The 16,122-nt window shown below is 44.0% G+C and carries 14 protein-coding genes; 9 read left to right on the top strand and 5 right to left on the bottom strand.

Annotation, left to right across the window (positions count from 1 at the left end; all coding sequences use genetic code 11):
• A partial coding sequence (locus A3735_RS12410) for an EAL domain-containing protein (RefSeq protein ID WP_156499640.1) occupies positions 1-293 on the top strand: 293 nt, incomplete at its 5' end.
• Positions 294-355: 62 nt separating this feature from the next.
• On the opposite strand, the gene cysK is transcribed toward A3735_RS12410, so the two are convergent.
• On the bottom strand, positions 356-1,267 hold the full coding sequence (cysK, locus tag A3735_RS12405) for a cysteine synthase A (RefSeq protein WP_068512617.1): 912 nt from the start codon (positions 1,265-1,267) through the stop codon (positions 356-358).
• A gap of 331 nt (positions 1,268-1,598) precedes the next feature.
• On the opposite strand from cysK, the gene A3735_RS12400 reads away from it, so the two are divergent.
• The 4 genes from A3735_RS12400 to ung all read left to right on the top strand — a co-directional run bounded on the left by A3735_RS12400 (position 1,599) and on the right by ung (position 5,944).
• Positions 1,599-2,429: an alpha/beta hydrolase gene (locus A3735_RS12400; protein ID WP_068515713.1), complete on the top strand. Its 831-nt coding sequence runs from the start codon at positions 1,599-1,601 to the stop codon at positions 2,427-2,429.
• A 75-nt stretch (positions 2,430-2,504) separates the two neighbouring features.
• Positions 2,505-3,603, top strand: a protein-coding gene (gene prfB / locus A3735_RS12395; protein ID WP_156490432.1) for a peptide chain release factor 2 whose coding sequence is annotated in 2 segments (ribosomal slippage) — positions 2,505-2,579 and positions 2,581-3,603 — 1,098 coding nt in all. Because the reading frame shifts where the segments join, the coding sequence is not laid out codon by codon here.
• 59 nt (positions 3,604-3,662) lie between these two features.
• Entirely contained in the window at positions 3,663-5,219 is a 1,557-nt protein-coding gene (lysS, locus tag A3735_RS12390; RefSeq protein WP_068515735.1) for a lysine--tRNA ligase, read from the top strand.
• Positions 5,220-5,248: 29 nt separating this feature from the next.
• On the top strand, positions 5,249-5,944 hold the full coding sequence (gene ung / locus A3735_RS12385) for a uracil-DNA glycosylase (protein WP_068515738.1): 696 nt from the start codon (positions 5,249-5,251) through the stop codon (positions 5,942-5,944).
• 73 nt (positions 5,945-6,017) lie between these two features.
• Here the strand turns inward: ung and A3735_RS12380 are convergent, their stop codons facing one another.
• The 3 genes from A3735_RS12380 to A3735_RS28910 form a co-directional block, all read right to left on the bottom strand.
• Positions 6,018-6,854, bottom strand: coding sequence for an HDOD domain-containing protein (locus tag A3735_RS12380; RefSeq protein ID WP_068515707.1), 837 nt, complete (start codon positions 6,852-6,854; stop codon positions 6,018-6,020).
• Positions 6,855-6,968: 114 nt separating this feature from the next.
• Positions 6,969-7,892, bottom strand: coding sequence for a folate-binding protein YgfZ (locus A3735_RS12375; RefSeq protein ID WP_068553559.1), 924 nt, complete (start codon positions 7,890-7,892; stop codon positions 6,969-6,971).
• A gap of 514 nt (positions 7,893-8,406) precedes the next feature.
• Entirely contained in the window at positions 8,407-8,721 is a 315-nt protein-coding gene (locus tag A3735_RS28910) for a succinate dehydrogenase assembly factor 2 (protein WP_082865225.1), read from the bottom strand.
• Between the two features lie 166 nt (positions 8,722-8,887).
• Here A3735_RS28910 and A3735_RS12365 point away from each other — a divergent pair, with 166 nt between their 5' ends.
• A complete protein-coding gene (locus tag A3735_RS12365) occupies positions 8,888-9,160 on the top strand; it encodes a GIY-YIG nuclease family protein (protein ID WP_068515703.1) in 273 nt (90 codons plus the stop codon).
• A 15-nt stretch (positions 9,161-9,175) separates the two neighbouring features.
• Here A3735_RS12365 and A3735_RS12360 read toward each other — a convergent pair whose 3' ends face one another.
• Positions 9,176-9,454 carry a response regulator gene (locus A3735_RS12360; RefSeq protein ID WP_068760303.1) on the bottom strand — a complete coding sequence of 93 codons (279 nt, stop codon included), beginning with the start codon at positions 9,452-9,454 and terminating at the stop codon, positions 9,176-9,178.
• A 239-nt stretch (positions 9,455-9,693) separates the two neighbouring features.
• Here A3735_RS12360 and A3735_RS12355 point away from each other — a divergent pair, with 239 nt between their 5' ends.
• The 3 genes from A3735_RS12355 (at position 9,694) to A3735_RS12345 (ending at position 16,034) form a co-directional block, all read left to right on the top strand.
• The gene (locus tag A3735_RS12355) at positions 9,694-10,557 is read left to right on the top strand and encodes an energy transducer TonB (protein WP_197470039.1); all 864 of its coding nucleotides are present in this window, start codon (positions 9,694-9,696) and stop codon (positions 10,555-10,557) included.
• A 111-nt stretch (positions 10,558-10,668) separates the two neighbouring features.
• Positions 10,669-10,941, top strand: a complete 273-nt coding sequence (locus A3735_RS12350; RefSeq protein ID WP_068515697.1) for a hypothetical protein — start codon at positions 10,669-10,671, stop codon at positions 10,939-10,941.
• Entirely contained in the window at positions 10,932-16,034 is a 5,103-nt protein-coding gene (locus tag A3735_RS12345) for an AAA family ATPase (protein ID WP_068515695.1), read from the top strand. Before A3735_RS12350 ends, A3735_RS12345 begins: the two co-directional genes overlap by 10 nt.
• Positions 16,035-16,122: the final 88 nt, after the last annotated feature.

The following is a 16,122-nucleotide window of genomic DNA, read 5'->3' as shown; positions in this document are numbered from 1 at the left end:
CTCTTAACTATCTTAAGCAGCTCCCTCTGGATAAACTCAAGGTCGACCGTGCATTTATTATGGACTTACCCAACGATAATGATGACAAGCAGATCACGGCGGCAATTGTTGCTATGGCACATACTTTGAACTTGAAGGTGGTGGCTGAAGGTGTGGAAACAGTTGAGCAGATGGCTTTCTTGCAAGAGTTGGGTTGTGAGATTGGGCAGGGATATCTATTTGACAAGCCCTTGAGTGCTGATGAGTTCTTCTCGTCCCCGCTTAAGTCTGTCGGGTTTAAGCCAAATAACTAAGATAGGCTTTGATTTCCAGGATATTTCAAAGCGGGGCGTAAGCCCCGCTCATGGTTCAAGGTCTAGAACAGATCTTCGATCGATAAATAGCGTTCGCCAGTATCATAACTGAAAATCACGATGCGGCTGCCAGGAGTAAATTCAGCTTCCTTCTTTTTAACTGCGGCTAAGGTAGCGCCAGAAGAAATACCTACAAAAATCCCTTCCTGCTTTGCACACTCACGTGCCATGTCGAAAGAGTCTTTTTCAGATACTTGAATTGTTCCTGTCAGTATCTCAGTGTTCATGATGTCAGGAATAAAGCCAGCGCCGATACCTTGAAGGCGATGCAGTCCTTTTTCGCAACCACTGATCACTGCGGACTTTTCGGGTTCAACTGCGTAGGATTGTATAGAAGGGAAGGCTTTACGAAGTTCCTCTGTACAGCCAGTGATATGACCGCCAGTGCCAACACCGGTAATCAGATAATCAAGACCATCGGGGAAATCGGAAATAATCTCTTGCGCAGTAGTACGGCGATGGATCGCAACATTTTCAGCATTGGTAAATTGTTGTGGCATCCAGTGATTACTGCCTTTTGTAACTAGTTCGGCAGCTGTTTCAATTGCACCGCCCATGCCTTTTTCTTTTGGTGTTAGTACGAGCTCGGCACCCAGAGCTGTCATGTACTTTCGACGTTCTATAGACATTGACTCCGGCATAACTAGAATCAGCTTATAGCCTTTTACCGCAGCTGCTTGAGCCAGACCGATGCCGGTGTTTCCTGATGTCGGTTCAACAATAACGGTATCTTTGTTGATCTGGTCTGACTTCTCGGCGGCCTCGATCATAGCGAGGCCAATACGGTCTTTAATGCTGCCGCCGGGATTAAAGCGTTCGACCTTCATCCATACTTCGATATCGTCTCGGAAAAGCTTGTTGATTCGTACGTGCGGCGTGTTGCCGATGGTTTCAAGAATGTTGTTATATTTCATTTGAATATTCCCTTTGAGTGGCATTCAGTCATTACAATATACTTGGTTACTGACTTAGCTTACTATTCGAATCAGCTCTCAATACGCAGAGCTTGGAGAGGCACCGGTTGCTGCAAGCAGTATTGGGCTTAGCGAGTTGTTTTGCATGATGAGAGAGTGAAATGCGCATAGCTAAAAATCGTCAGAAATGAGGTCGCCAATAGGGTAAACTATCGGCCATAAAAACGATACACTTAGGCGCTAAATAGTAGGCACCATAATTTACTGTACTTGCTCCAAAATTCAATAAAACTTATTTTCAGTATATAGACTAATAAAGGAAACAAAGCGAATGAGTGTAGCAAGGCTTGCACCGACTCAATCAAAGGTAGAAACGGATGATGGTTTACTGCTGAACTTCTACTACTGGCCTAATCAAAATGCTAAAGCTGCGATTGTTATTTCGCATGGCTGGAGTGAACATGCGGGGCGTTATCAGTGCATTGCTGAGTGGTTTGTTTCCCAGGGATACGCAGTCTATGCGCTAGATCATCGAGGGCATGGTCAGTCTGAAGGTAAGCGCGGGCATGTAAGGCGTTGGAGTGACTACGCGCAAGACTTGGAAACACTGCGTTCTACAGTCATGGAAGAAAAGCAATATTTACTTGGTCATTCGATGGGTGGAATGATTAGTTTGCACCACTTGTTAGAGTATCCTGGCCGATTCAGTGGTGTAGCCTTAAGTGGGCCAGCGGCTGATGTTTCAATTGCTGTCCCGTGGTTTACGCGTGTTATTGGCAATACAATGAGTTTCTTTCTACCTAGACTCAGTCTTGCTCATCCCATAGAAGCAAGTGTGGTGTGTTCTGATCCCGAGGTTGTTGCCGCTTATGCCACAGACCCATTTAATCACGGTAAGGTTAGTGCACGTTGGTTTACAGAGTATTTATCGGCAGTTACTAAGCTACGCAAGCAGGCTTCGCAAATCAAAACGCCCATCGCTATATGGCACGGAGAAGGCGATGAACTCGTTGAGCCCTGGGTGAGTGAACACTTATTTGATCGTTTAGAGATGACTAATAAGCAAAGAAAAATCGTTCCAAAGGCGTTGCATGAGATTTTATTAGAGCCAAGCTGGCCGGAAACTGCGAAAGAAATGAAAAATTGGTTGGAGCGGTTTTAGCTTAGCGGTAGAATGGCGCGCTTTATTAAGTGTGTTATTTCGCTTTTTTCAGTTTTAAGGAATGTGAGTCAATAGATGTTGGAAGTAAACCCGCTAGTGCAGCAAATAAAAGATATGTCTGAGCGTGTGCAAACGCTTAGGGGGTATCTTTGACTTTGATGTAAAAAAAGAGCGACTTGTAGAAGTTGAACGTGAATTAGAATTGCCTAGTGTCTGGGATGATCCGGACAACGCGCAAGCGCTTGGCAAAGAACGCTCTAATCTAGAAGCTGTTGTAGCAACCATAGAAAATCTCGACGTTGGTCTGGTGGACGCTCAGGAGCTGCTGGATATGGCTGTGGAAGAGCAAGATGAAGAAACGGTTTCTGCTGTTGAAGATGAGCTTGGCACGCTAAGTGAAAAGCTTGAAACGCTAGAGTTTCGAAGAATGTTTTCTGGCGAGATGGATGAAAACAACGCATATCTCGATATTCAGTCTGGCTCAGGTGGTACCGAGGCTCAAGATTGGGCCAGCATGTTATTGCGTATGTTCTTACGGTGGGGGGAGAAGAAAGGTTTCAAGACTGAAATCATTGAACTCTCCGACGGTGAAGTTGCCGGCATCAAAAGTGCGACAATCCAATTTACCGGTGAATATGCATTTGGTTGGTTACGTACAGAGACAGGTGTCCATCGCTTGGTAAGAAAATCTCCTTTTGATTCAGGCAGCCGTCGCCATACTTCTTTTGCATCGGTGTTTGTATCACCGGAAATTGATGATAACGTCGATATTGAAATTAACCCGGCAGACCTGCGTATTGATACGTATCGCTCTAGTGGTGCGGGCGGCCAGCACGTTAATACAACCGATTCAGCAATACGTATTACTCATGAGCCAAGCGGTATTGTGGTCCAATGCCAGAACCAACGTTCACAGCATCAAAACAAAGATAAGGCTATGCAGCAGCTTCGAGCAAAGTTATATGAGCTAGAGATGATGAAGCGTAGCGAAGCGGCACAAGCATTGGAAGATACTAAGTCAGATATTGGTTGGGGAAGTCAAATCCGCTCCTATGTACTGGACTCTTCGCGGATCAAAGATCTGCGAACCAATGTTGAGACCAGTAACTGCAATAATGTCTTAGATGGCGACCTGGATCAGTTTATCGAAGCCAGTCTTAAGCAAGGCCTTTAATTTTTAGTTTGCTGCTATCGTCTTTGGTGGCAGCAATGGATAAGTAATTGGAAGAAAATATGTCGAACGAACAGAATACTACGAACACTGAAGACCAAAATAAGTTGATCACTGAGCGTAAGAACAAACTCAAGGAACTGCGTGATGGTTGTTCAGCAAATGGTCACCGTAATGACTTCGAGCGAAAAGATTTAGCAGGAGATCTGTTAGAAAAGTTCGGTGAGTTCTCTAAGCCAGAGCTAGAAGAACAGGATAACCAAGTATCTGTTGCGGGTCGAATCATGTTTCAGCGGGGGCCATTTACTAAGATTTCTGATGTATCGGGTGGTATGCAGTATTACGTACCAAAAGATATTCAAAAAGAAATTGGCTACAAAACCCGTTTTGATTTAGGTGATATTGTTGGTGTACGGGGTGCCCTGCATAAGTCGGGTAAGGGCGAGTTATTTGTTAATATAGAACGTGCAGAAGATGTGGTTATCCTGACTAAGGCACTACGCCCTTTACCGGATAAGTTTCACGGCTTGGCGGATCAGGAAACTAAGTATCGTCAGCGCTATGTTGACTTGATCATCAACCAGGAAACTCGCGATTTGTTTATGGTTCGCTCCAAGATTATTGAGGGGATTCGTAAATACCTAAGTGATCGTGACTTTATGGAAGTTGAAACACCGATGCTGCAAACCATTCCTGGTGGCGCAACGGCTAAGCCTTTTGAAACGCATCACAATGCACTGGATATCGGTATGTACTTGCGTATCGCGCCAGAATTGTACTTGAAGCGCTTGGTTGTGGGTGGTTTTGAGCGAGTGTTTGAAATTAACCGTAACTTCAGAAATGAAGGTCTTTCGACCCGTCATAATCCTGAATTCACAATGATCGAATTCTACCAGGCTTACGCAACTTATCATGACTTAATGGATACTACTGAAGACATGCTGCGTACTATCGCCTTGGATGTACTGGGTACAACTGACATTAAATCAACTAAGAAAGATGCAGATGGCGAAGTGATTGCCGAGACGGTCTATGACTTTGCCAAACCCTTCGAGCGCATGACAATGGCCGAAGCTGTGCTTAAGTACAATCCAGACTTTGAGCCGTCTATCATCAACGACGCCGGAAATAACTTGGAGCAAATGATTGCCTATGGACGCCAGGTCGGTATTAGAGAAGATGCTAAGCAATCTGCCTGGGGTGCAGGTAAGTGGTTATGCGAAATCTTTGAAGAGACTGCTGAAGAAAAGCTCGATCAGCCTACTTTTATTACTGCCTACCCATGGGAAGTTTCTCCATTAGCGCGTCGAAATGATGACAACCCATTTATCACTGACCGTTTTGAGTTCTTTGTTGGCGGCCGTGAATTGGCAAATGGCTTTTCGGAGCTTAATGACGCTGAAGACCAGGCTGACCGCTTCCGCAAGCAGGTTGAAGAAAAAGATGCTGGTGATGATGAAGCGATGCATTACGACTCAGATTACATCCAGGCTCTTGAATACGGTATGCCACCTACTGCAGGTGAGGGTATCGGTATTGATAGGCTAGTGATGCTATTTACCGACAGCCCAACCATTAAAGACGTTATTTTGTTCCCGCACATGAAGCCAGTATCTTAATAAGGGGCTTATTGTTTGGGTTTCATATGATGGCTGAAGGTTCAGAAAAAGAAGGTAGACTGAGTGAGTCCTGGCAGCAAGTTGTCGGCGACCAGCTTACCCTGCCTTACATGCAGTCTTTACGTGGATTTCTAAGCAGCGAAAAGGCTGCGGGTAAAATTATTTATCCGCAAGGCTCCGAAATCTTCAATGCGCTGAATCATACCGCTTTTGAAGAGGTAAAGGTTGTTATTATCGGGCAGGACCCGTATCACGGGCCTGGGCAGGCGCATGGTTTGTGTTTCTCGGTTCAGCCGGGTGTAGCAATACCGCCTTCATTACGTAATATATATCAAGAACTCAACACGGATACAGGCATGCCGATTCCAAGTTCAGGAAATCTAATTTCTTGGGCCGATCAAGGTGTGCTATTGCTGAATGCGGTGTTGACGGTTGAGCAGGCTCGAGCTGGTGCCCACCAAGGAAAAGGTTGGGAAACGTTTACTGACAGGGTTATTGAGGTGCTGAATCAGCAACGGTCTGGTGTTGTTTTCCTGCTTTGGGGGAGTTATGCCCAAAAGAAAGGTAAGCTGATTGATCGTCAGAAGCACTTTGTATTGGAAGGACCGCACCCTTCGCCGCTTTCTGCCTATCGTGGTTTTTTTGGCTGTCGCCATTTCTCAAGGACAAATCAATACTTGATAGATAATGGTAAACAGCCAATAAACTGGGCGTCTGTTGTTTAAAAATTAAGTATTTATCTAATAAAAAGCCGATCAAGTGATCGGCTTTTTTTATGTCTTAGGCCTGCTTATTCTATTAGGCATTTAGCAACGCCATTGCTGCTTCCATTTCAGCACTTAGGTCTTCATCTGCATTCGGGTCCATAGTTGGGTCAACGCCAATACGTTCAAACGCTGTAATGTGCGACCAGTCCATCTCTACATAGTGGTGTTCTGAGCCAGCATAGCTGTGTAGCATGGCAACCATGACCAAATCGGCGTAATCCGCTTTTTCAACTTCTCGAGTGAAATTAACACACTCTTTGGGTACAGGTTTGAGCTCGGATGGAAAGTCCCATTTCTCTAATATCTTCTGACCCACGATGGGCTGAAGTTCATCCAAAAGGTTGTCGAGCATTACGCTATTTATTTGAACGTCGTTATCTTCAACGTACTTAAGGACCGGCAAAGAACCGATGGAATAAACGAGTCCGGCCAACGTCGCTTGGCCTGCAGCCAGATGAGGGTGCTGCCGTGCGAGCACACTACATATACCCGCTACTTCGGTACTGCGCTCCCAAGTCTCGCGCATACGCTTGTCGATCATCTCTGAAGTTGCTTGGAACATCTGCTCCATTGCGAGGCCTGTTGCAAGATTACTCGTATATTGCATGCCTAAGCGGTTTACTGCCATGTTTAGCGTAGTGATTTCATTTGCACCGCGAAACAAAGGGCTGTTGCTAACCTTGAGTAGGCGTGCTGATAAGGCAGTATCTTTGTTAATAACGTCGATCAGGTCGAATAACCCCGAATCTTCGTCTTCGCTGATTCTCTTAACATCTAAAGCAATTTCAGGAAGCGTTGGTAAGACAATAGTGTCGTTCTCAATTGCTTCCAATATATCTTGTTTTATCTTCTGACCAATTTCTGACATGAATACCTCGATTCAAGATGTTTTTCATCTACTCATTAGTTATAGCAGAGCAAAACGCTTTTGTTCTAGAAATTATCGGAACGAAGTAAAAAACCTGAGTTCGTTATAGTTTTCTTAAGAATAACTAAGGTCAGACACAATAAACCCAGTATCCAGGTCGGAGCCGATATACGTTGTCTCACCTGTATCGACTTGTTCCTTGTTTAGCACAGCTAAAGCAGTAATAATCGTATCTGTCAATGTATGGGCTCGGACGAGCTTACCGACTTTCTTGGGCAAACCTTCGATAGTTTTAATAAACACATCGGCACCTGGCTCGAGTTGATCGGCGGCAGTGCCATTTCCTTCAAGTAAACACATGCGCTTTTTAAGCTTACCTAAGAACTTCATACGGGCGATGATTTCCTGTCCGGTATAACATCCTTTTTTAAAGCTGACTGCACCCAATTCATGTAGATTCAGCTCCTGAAGAATGAACTGTTCTTGTGTGGCAGAAAATACTTGTGGAATACCTGCTTTAGTTTCTTTCGCCAGCCAGTTTTCAAGGGCCTCAGTATCTGAACAGCTGTCATCGGGTACTTGTTGGGACCAGAACTCCAAAAGGCCTTGCTTACCGGGTAGTCTTATTAACAGGGTGTTGTCATCACCTGCTTTGTTTGAATTGTCTTCGGGGGCTTTTAATGCGGCCAATTCAGGGTAGCGCTCACATATAACTGCTAATGATGGCGTGCTACAACCATAAGAGTGAAAGTTAGCTTCTTTGAGTTCGCACTTAAAGAAAACTGCGTATTTGCTTAAGGTCTTGAGGATATGTTCAAAGCAGCTTTCATCTACGGACAGCAATAAACCATTTGAAATCCGTACAACTTTAAACAAGCCATATATACGTCCCTTGGGTGTGTTCAGGGTGCCATAAGAGAAATGGTTCGAATCTAGGGAGTTGATATCAGTAGAGCATTGACCTTGAAGAAACTTTTCTGAGTCTTCACCAGTGATGCTGATAAAACGACTGGGTAGATTGATAAACATGTGAGTCATAATGTGGTAACTGTCAGTTGTAATTAGTTTTTTAGTATTTAGCGATTATACAGCATCGCGGTGCTTTATATTGATATTGCCGAATTTGCTAAAGACGCGAAAACGTCTAAATGAATCTGGACACTCAAGGTTTAGAGGTGTAACTAATATATGAGATTTACTTGTGTACGCACTAATAAAGGCTAGGCGACTATCAATAAGAGGAGCATGTTTTACCGTAAGTAAGCAAAGATATCTGGAGATAAAACTTTTTCCAAGTATTTGTCCGTTGATTGCATCTTCGTTCGAAAAGTAAATACTAAGGTTCTCGTTGGAAACAACTAAGGAAGTGATAGCAAAGCGAGAGCGAAGCAAAGCTCGACTTAGCAGATGGTAAAAACCAGCTAGTGTGCATATCAAGCAGATAGAAACTTTTAGCGGCAGATAAATTTCGTGAGTAAGGCTAAGAAAAATAGCCGCGGCATACGGGAGCAAAATTACTCCCGCAAGTAACTTGGACGGTATAAACTGAACTTTAGTCTGGCTGAACACGGTCAAGAATAATCTTAACTATGCGAGCGTGATCCGGGTCTTCTGGTGCTCCGTTACGCATAAACCAAGCAAAAAGATCGGGGTCTTCACAATCTAATAAGTTTCTAAAACGGGCTTGGTCATCTTCAGGAAGAGTAGAGTAGGCCTCTTTCAAGAATGGCACTAACAGCACATCAAGTTCGAGCATTCCTCGGCGGCTATGCCAAAACAATCGGTTGAATTCAGCCCTTTTCGTTTCATCGAGCTGGCTTGTTTCTTGGGTGTCATTTGCTGAGTTTTGCGAAGGCTGATCCGACATTGAGTTATCCAATTGTTTGCAGAGGCTGCATTATAGTGCTTGCTTTGGGTACACTCAAGAACAGAGCGTCGTTGTGGTGTAAGATATAAGCTGAATGACTCCGGCTACGCATCGCCGTGGTTAATTAGTGTATATTTAACTGAATAATGAATTTAGAGGCTTATTGATGTCTTGGCAGGTCTACATGATCCGAACATCCTGTGGAAAACTATATACCGGCATCAGCACGGATATTGATCGGCGATTTAAAGAACATTGCGAAATGTTTGAGAAAAAGGCGGGGAAGGGCGCCAAGTTTTTCCGTGGTCATGAACCTAGAGAGATCGTTTATTCTCAAGATTTTGAGAGTCGCTCAGAGGCTACTAAGAGAGAGGTAGAGATAAAAAGAATGAGCGTGCTTAAAAAACAAACGCTCATTTGTGAAGCATCAAACCGCTAACGAGTACCCGATAGACTAGAGTACCTTATTAACTATTTTGGTAAGCTGCTCCGGGTCGAATGGCTTAACTAGCCAGCCGGTTGCTCCCGCTTTTTTGCCTTCGGTTTTCTTATCAAGACCTGACTCGGTTGTGAGTAACAGAATGGGTGTAGACTTATGCGAGCCAAGCGCACGCACCTCAGCTGTCATCTCAATGCCACTCATATTGGGCATATTTACATCCGATATGATTAACTCGTAAGCATTATCTTTTGCTTGGTGCAAACCCTGTAAACCGTCAGTTGCTTCGGTCACTTTGTGTCAGGCGATCTCGAGGGTGAATTTGATCATTTGTCTCATTGATGCAGAGTCATCAACAACTAATATGTTTGCCATGTTTAACTTCTCTTCTCGCTACTTCTGCTGGTAAATAAGTGGTCTTCAATCTCTTTACAGGTTAAAAGTATAGATAACTTTAGAGAAAAGTTTATATTTCAATGTATTATTCCACACAGTTTCCGTTTCTTTAGTCCCAACCCATGGAAAACAAGTTCTTGTCAATAGATTCACCCATTGCTAGTGGTTCAAGTTCTCGGCCAAGAAAAGCCTTAGCCGGTGCGATTATACTGTCATTTTTGGCACATATTGCGCTGAGTCTTTGGGAAGGACAGAACGAAATCTTTGCGCCGATTGGAAAAACTTCGGTTAATGTTTCCTTAAGACCCTCGCAAGAGGAGGGGGACCCCGCTGATAAGGAGATTGTTGAAAACGTATCTGCTCAAATGCCTCGTGAAGTGGAACAAAAGAGGCCGGAACTCCCAGAAAAACCAAAAACACACAAGCAAAATAGTAAGGAAAGCATACTTGAGTCTGAACAAAAAAAGACTAAGAGAGAGAAAAGTGACAGGTCCGACGAAGTACCGAAATCAAAATCACAGGATATCGTTAAACCGAGTATACGTGATGTTGTACTGAGTTCCGTCGAGACTACTAGAGCCCTTTATAGCGAGCAAAAAATTGAGCAAAATAATTCTATTGAGCCCAATCAGCCACCAAGCGAAACGAAAGCCGATGAGCCACCTGATGAAAAGCCTGTAGAAGTACAGGAAACGGAACCTGAGGCGCTAGAGTTAATACCTAAACCTTCCTATGTTTTAGGAAGTGCTGATAACCCGGAACCCAAATATCCTCCCATTGCTGCAAAACGGGGCTGGCAGGGTACTGTTGTGATTGGAGTGAATGTCGACCCCAACGGTGGTGTCGAGAGCTTACTAATTATTCAAAGCAGCCACTATGGTGTGTTGGATTATACCGCTTGGGAAACTGTGCAAGATTCCTGGACGTTTAAGCCTGCACAAGTCAACGGTAAGAACGTCGCCAGCTATATCGAAATACCGATAAGCTTTCAGATTAAGTAACTGTTGAGCGTCATTTGGCCAGTGCTTATTGCATGGCATCCATAATGCTGGTTACTCTGATTTGACTGCTATACTTAAAAGAATAAGTAAGATAGCAGGCGATGAGGTTGTATGTTCCAAATACCTAATTATGCGATTAGTGAAACGCTTTTCTCAAGCGTTGGAACAAGGGTATTTCGCGCCCAAAATGCAGCCACAGGCGAGGGCGTCATTCTCCGTGCCTGCGGTGAGAATTGCGATATAGAAAGTCAGCGTGCCCGTATGGCTTTCAGCTACGAAGTTCTTCAGATGTTTGACCACCCGAACATCGTTAAAGCAATGGAATTGATCGATGATTCTTTATCGCCTTGTATGGTGATGGAAGATATTCGGGCATGGACTTAAAACGTTATGCTGAAAGTCAAGACTCCCATCAATTGCCTGTTCCTCTATTCCTTGATATTGCTATTCAACTCGCTGATGCCTTGGATGCGATTCACCATGCTCAAGTAATTCATAAAGACTTGCATCCCGGAAATATCGTTCTGAATCCGGATACCGGAAGAGTACAAATTATCGATTTCGGTCTGGCCTCATTATTAACGCGCGAACAGCCAGCCATTATCGAGCCTGATAAGCTTGAAGGTATTTTAAGTTATATTTCTCCCGAGCAAACAGGGCGAATGAACCGTGCTATAGACTACCGAAGTGATATTTACACTCTGGGCGTAACTTTCTATAAACTTCTGACGGGAGACTTACCATTCGAAGCTGATGATGCTCTGGGTATAGTGTATGCCCACATGGCGACTCAACAGCAGAGCGCTTCGACTAAAAGGCCAGCTTTACCAGCAGCTATTTCATCAATTATTGATAAAATGATGATGAAAAATGCTGAAGATAGATACCAGAGCGCATTCGGTCTAAAGCATGATTTGCTGCATTGTCAGCGTTCAATTGTTAAAGATGGCACGGTAAATGATTTTTTGCTGGCGACTAACGATGTATCTAGTCGCTTTTGCATACCTCAGACCTTATGTGGCCGAAATGAAGAGCTTGGCCTTTTGCTTGAAAGCTTTGATAAAGCGAAACAAGGTCGGCCCCAATTACTGACAGTTTGCGGTTACTCAGGGATCGGCAAGTCAGCATTGATTCACGAAGTGTACAAACCCATCGCAGCGAGCAATGGCGTCTTTATAAGCGGTAAGTTCGATCAATTCCAACAAAATACACCATACTCTGCGATTAAGGCAGCTCTGACAAACTGGCTAAAACAAGAACTAAGGTTACCTGAAGATCAGCTGCTTTCACTGCGTAAACGCTTAGGTGAAGCTTTGGGTAATAACGTCAGAGTGTTAATTGAATTCCTTCCGGAATTGGAACTGCTTTTCGGCAAACACGAGGCACCTTTGCTTCTTGGTGCACAAGAGACGCTTGCTCGTTTCGTGCTAGTTTTTCAGGCTTTCATTAAAACCATTACAGAAGATAAGCCCTGGGTTATCTTTATTGATGACATTCAATGGGCAGACCGCGGAACTTTGCATCTGATACCGGAGTTGCTCAGTGAACCTGGTTGTCGCCTTCTTATATTACTTGCTTATCGAGATAATGAAGTTGATAGCCAGCACCCGGCTCAAAGCATGTTAAACAAAGTTGCCGCTCGAAAGTTTGAGGCGCAACATATAAAACTAAAACCGCTGAAAAAAGGCCAGTTACGTTTGCTAATTATGGATACTTTTCAGCGTACCCAAGCCGATGTTCAAGAGCTGGCAGATCTTGTTGTTTCAAAAACAGGAGGCAACCCTTTTTTCTCGATAGAGTTCCTTAAAGCGCTTGATAGGAAAGGTCTCGTAACGTTTGATATTTCAGAGCACTATTGGACTTGGGATTTGGAGACTATAAAATTAGAGTCGATAACTGATAATGTTGTCGAGCTCATGCTTGAACGCATGTCTGAGCTACCGATTAAAACCCAAAAGCTCCTCCAAAAAGCTGCATGTGTGGGTACCAGATTTGATTTGGAAACATTGGCTGTTGCCAGTGACTTACCCATGGAGGAAGTTGCTGAATCTTTGTGGCTGGCATTAAAAGAAGGCTTGCTTGTTCAGGAGGGGGGCGATTGGTTTTTAGCTGTAATCGGCGGCTTTCAGCAAACACTGCAAGGGGAGTACGGCGAAAGTGTATTGGTACCCCAAAAATTACTTAGCCAGTATTATTCATTGCGGAGCCATGAAACCGCAATTCATAGTTTTATCCCATCGTGTAAATTCCTTCATGATCGGATGTTGCAAGCAGCGTATGAGTCTTTGGGTGAGGAAGAGAGGGTCGATACTCACCTGAGTATAGGCTGGCGTCTATATAAGACTTATAGTGATGACGAAAAAGAAGAACGGGTGTTTGAGCTTGTGGAGCAGCTTAATCATGGCATCTCGCTTATTTCCGATCAGTTGGAAATTGAAAACCTGATCGAGCTTAATGTTTTGCCTGCTGAGAAAGCCAAGCTATCAAGTGTGTGGCTTGCTGCTGATCAATACTCAAGCTTGGCATTAATTTTATTGGGCGATAATGCATGGGCTGAGAGTTATGATAAGTGCTTCAAGCTCTATAAAATCAAAGCGGAAGCTGCATACTTAAACGGAGACCTTGAAGCATCTAAGCAACTTTACTCCCAGCTGGTCGATAATGCTATTGATCCTTTAGACAAGGTGGAGTTGCTTGCCTACCTGCTTGTGCAAGCCATAGGCCGCTCAGACTACGCACTTGGGCTAGAAATGGGGCGGCAGGCTTTGTCAATATTGGGTATTGATATTCCTGATGACCTAAGTTCTCTCAAAGCCATCATGTTAGAGCAAGCATCGCAACTAAGGGATGCGCTGGCTAAGCGTCCGATTAAGGATTTTGAAAACTGGCCAGAATGTAAAGATCGGTCGCATCACTTAACTAATTATGTTTTGGTTAATTTCGGTTTAGCTGGCTTTTTGATGCAACGCATAGAATTCGCTTCTGTTTGTATTCAGGCTAGTTTGATATCTGCAACACTGCATGGTCGAACTGATGCAACACTGGTGACCTTAACTACCTATGGCATGCTATTGGCGTTAAGAGATGAGTATGGGGCAGCCTATGAAGCTGGTGAAAAAGCTAAGCAGTGGCTGGAAAGTAATCCGAACTGTAGGGACTCCGCTTCTGCATGGAATGGAATTGGAGTGTCACTTGCACATCTAAAAGGACACGTCACAGAGTCATATTACGCTTACGAGAGAGGCTTCGAAGCCGGGATTGAGACAGGAGAGCTTGCTAGAGCAGGGGTGTGCTTATCTGCGAAATCAACGATCAAAGCGGTTGCGGGCTTTCCCATTGAAGAGTTACTAACAGAGTATGAGGAGGCGAAGGCCTTTGTCGAGAAAAAGTCTTTGCGTGTTCCTTTTCTGCCGATACTTGAAAACTCTTGGCAATCTTATCTTAAGCACGAATACTTGCTTGGCGACGAAAACTTCGAGGCGACCTCGTTAGCAATTATCAATGGTAGTTCTTTCAAAGCCTTTCTCATGTATTGCCGTTTTGAATACTTCTTCTGGGACGAAGCGGATTGCGAAACACTGGTTGCGCATTTGTTTGACGCGGTTGCAAGTTACGGGCTTTTCAAAAGCCATTTTATGATGGTTGACCTATATTGCCTTAGTAATCTTGCCTTTATTCGTGCTCAGAGAGAGGGCTTTGTAGGCGCTAGTCATCAAGCATTCAAAAAATTGGAGAAAGTATCAAACGAGCTCAAGCACATTCTTCAGCTTCGAGCCGATTTATATTCTCTTAATCATGAGCATAAAATTGCTTTGGTAGAAGCAGAGCAGCTTGCCTTAGATGGCGCGCCTTTTGAACAAACGGCAAAGCGTTATAAACAGGCCATAAAGGAAGCCGAGGAAAACGGCTTTAGACAATATGCCGGTTTATCAAACGAATTCTTTGGACGCTACTTAATAGATATTGGTTTTGAATCCCTTGCCGATGTTCCAATTAAACGGGCACATAGCTGGTACAAGAGTTGGGGGAATAAAGCCAAAATTGATAGGCTATTAGCATGTTATCCTGAGCTGGCTATAAGTGAGAAACGTGATAAAACAGTGCCAGCCACATTTAGTAATTCGTCAAATGTTACGCTGACTCAGCAGTTTTCAACTGGCTTATCCGCGACCAGTTCAGTCAGGTCGGGAGAGGCTTTGGATTTTCAGTCAATCATAAAGTCAATGCAGACCCTGTCGGGGGAGTTGGATTTACACAACCTCATTGAAAGCATGATGAAAGTAATTCTTGAAAATGCAGGTGCACATATTGGGGTCTTGGTTGTACAGAGCCTGAAGGGGCCAAAGGTAGAAGCTCAAGTCGATTTACCAAACGATCAGGCTTCCTATTTAATGCATATACCTCTGGAAAAGTCCGTGAATGTTCCTCAGGACATAATCAATTTAACACTTCGTTTAGGTGAAACAATCTGGCTAGAAAATGCTTGCGCTGACGGCGAGTTTAAAGAGGATGCTTATATATCGAAAGCAAGGTCAAAGTCGGTATTATGTTTGCCAATTGTTTACCGAAAATCTCAAATAGGCGCTCTGTACTTAGAGAATAGCTTGAGCACAGGGGTCTTTACCGAGCAGCGCATGAGTGTGATAAAAGTCTTACTGACTCAGGCTGCTATATCGCTTGAAAATGCACGTTTGTTTGATGAAGTGACGGGCCTGAATGCAGGTTTGGAGGAGAAAGTAGCCCAGCGAACGCGTGATCTAGACCAGGCTAATGTTGAATTAGCCTCAGCAAATAAAGAACTGGAATCATTTAGTTATACTGTATCGCATGATCTAAAATCACCCTTACGCATGATCAAAGGCTTTAGTGATATCTTACTTGATGATTACGCCTCGCAGCTTGATGAAGAAGCGCAACGGATATTGGCGAAAGTCGTTGCCGGTGCCAAGTCGATGGAAGACTTGATTAACGGTTTGCTGGACCTGTCACGAATGCAGCGAAAAGAAGTAAAAAGAACAGACCTAAACTTAAGCCAAATTGCTGACACAGTAGTGGCCAATCTGCGCGATACCTATCCCCTGCGTGTCGTAGATATTTATATTCAGCCAGATATGAATATCAATGGTGATGCCAGAATGATGCATTCAGTCGTTGAAAACCTGATAAACAATGCCTGGAAGTACAGTAGCAAGACAGAATCTGCAGAAATAGCATTTAGCTCTGCTTTGGTTGATGACGAACTCGGAAGAACAGAGCGCGTGTTTAAGGTTAAGGACAATGGTGCAGGTTTTGATATGTCACATGCGGGTAAGCTCTTCTCGACCTTCCAGCGATTGCATAACAAAAGTGACTTCGATGGCACCGGCGTCGGTTTATCAACGGTTAAGCGGATTGTCGAAAAGCATGGAGGGAGGGTCTGGGCCGACTCTGAGGTTGGCAAAGGCGCAAGTTTTTACTTTACTATTCCAGAGCAATAAATATTTAGGGCCAGAATAAAAATAGCCGTTTTTACTCTGGCCCTAAATATTTGCATACTTGACTTTTAAACCTGACATTATTACATTA

Source organism: Oleiphilus sp. HI0061 (assembly GCF_001635675.1).
Note: the sequence above shows the minus strand (reverse complement) of the source record. Positions and strands in the feature narration are given on the sequence as shown.

What these genes read in the sequence shown, in the direction of transcription:
- cysK (WP_068512617.1), bottom strand. Translation starts at nt 1,267, where the DNA reads ATGAAATATAACAACATTCTTGAAACCATCGGCAACACGCCGCACGTA.
- A3735_RS12400 (WP_068515713.1), top strand. Translation starts at nt 1,599, where the DNA reads ATGAGTGTAGCAAGGCTTGCACCGACTCAATCAAAGGTAGAAACGGAT.
- lysS (WP_068515735.1), top strand. Translation starts at nt 3,663, where the DNA reads ATGTCGAACGAACAGAATACTACGAACACTGAAGACCAAAATAAGTTG.
- ung (WP_068515738.1), top strand. Translation starts at nt 5,249, where the DNA reads ATGGCTGAAGGTTCAGAAAAAGAAGGTAGACTGAGTGAGTCCTGGCAG.
- A3735_RS12380 (WP_068515707.1), bottom strand. Translation starts at nt 6,854, where the DNA reads ATGTCAGAAATTGGTCAGAAGATAAAACAAGATATATTGGAAGCAATT.
- A3735_RS12375 (WP_068553559.1), bottom strand. Translation starts at nt 7,892, where the DNA reads ATGACTCACATGTTTATCAATCTACCCAGTCGTTTTATCAGCATCACT.
- A3735_RS28910 (WP_082865225.1), bottom strand. Translation starts at nt 8,721, where the DNA reads ATGTCGGATCAGCCTTCGCAAAACTCAGCAAATGACACCCAAGAAACA.
- A3735_RS12365 (WP_068515703.1), top strand. Translation starts at nt 8,888, where the DNA reads ATGTCTTGGCAGGTCTACATGATCCGAACATCCTGTGGAAAACTATAT.
- A3735_RS12350 (WP_068515697.1), top strand. Translation starts at nt 10,669, where the DNA reads ATGTTCCAAATACCTAATTATGCGATTAGTGAAACGCTTTTCTCAAGC.
- A3735_RS12345 (WP_068515695.1), top strand. Translation starts at nt 10,932, where the DNA reads ATGGACTTAAAACGTTATGCTGAAAGTCAAGACTCCCATCAATTGCCT.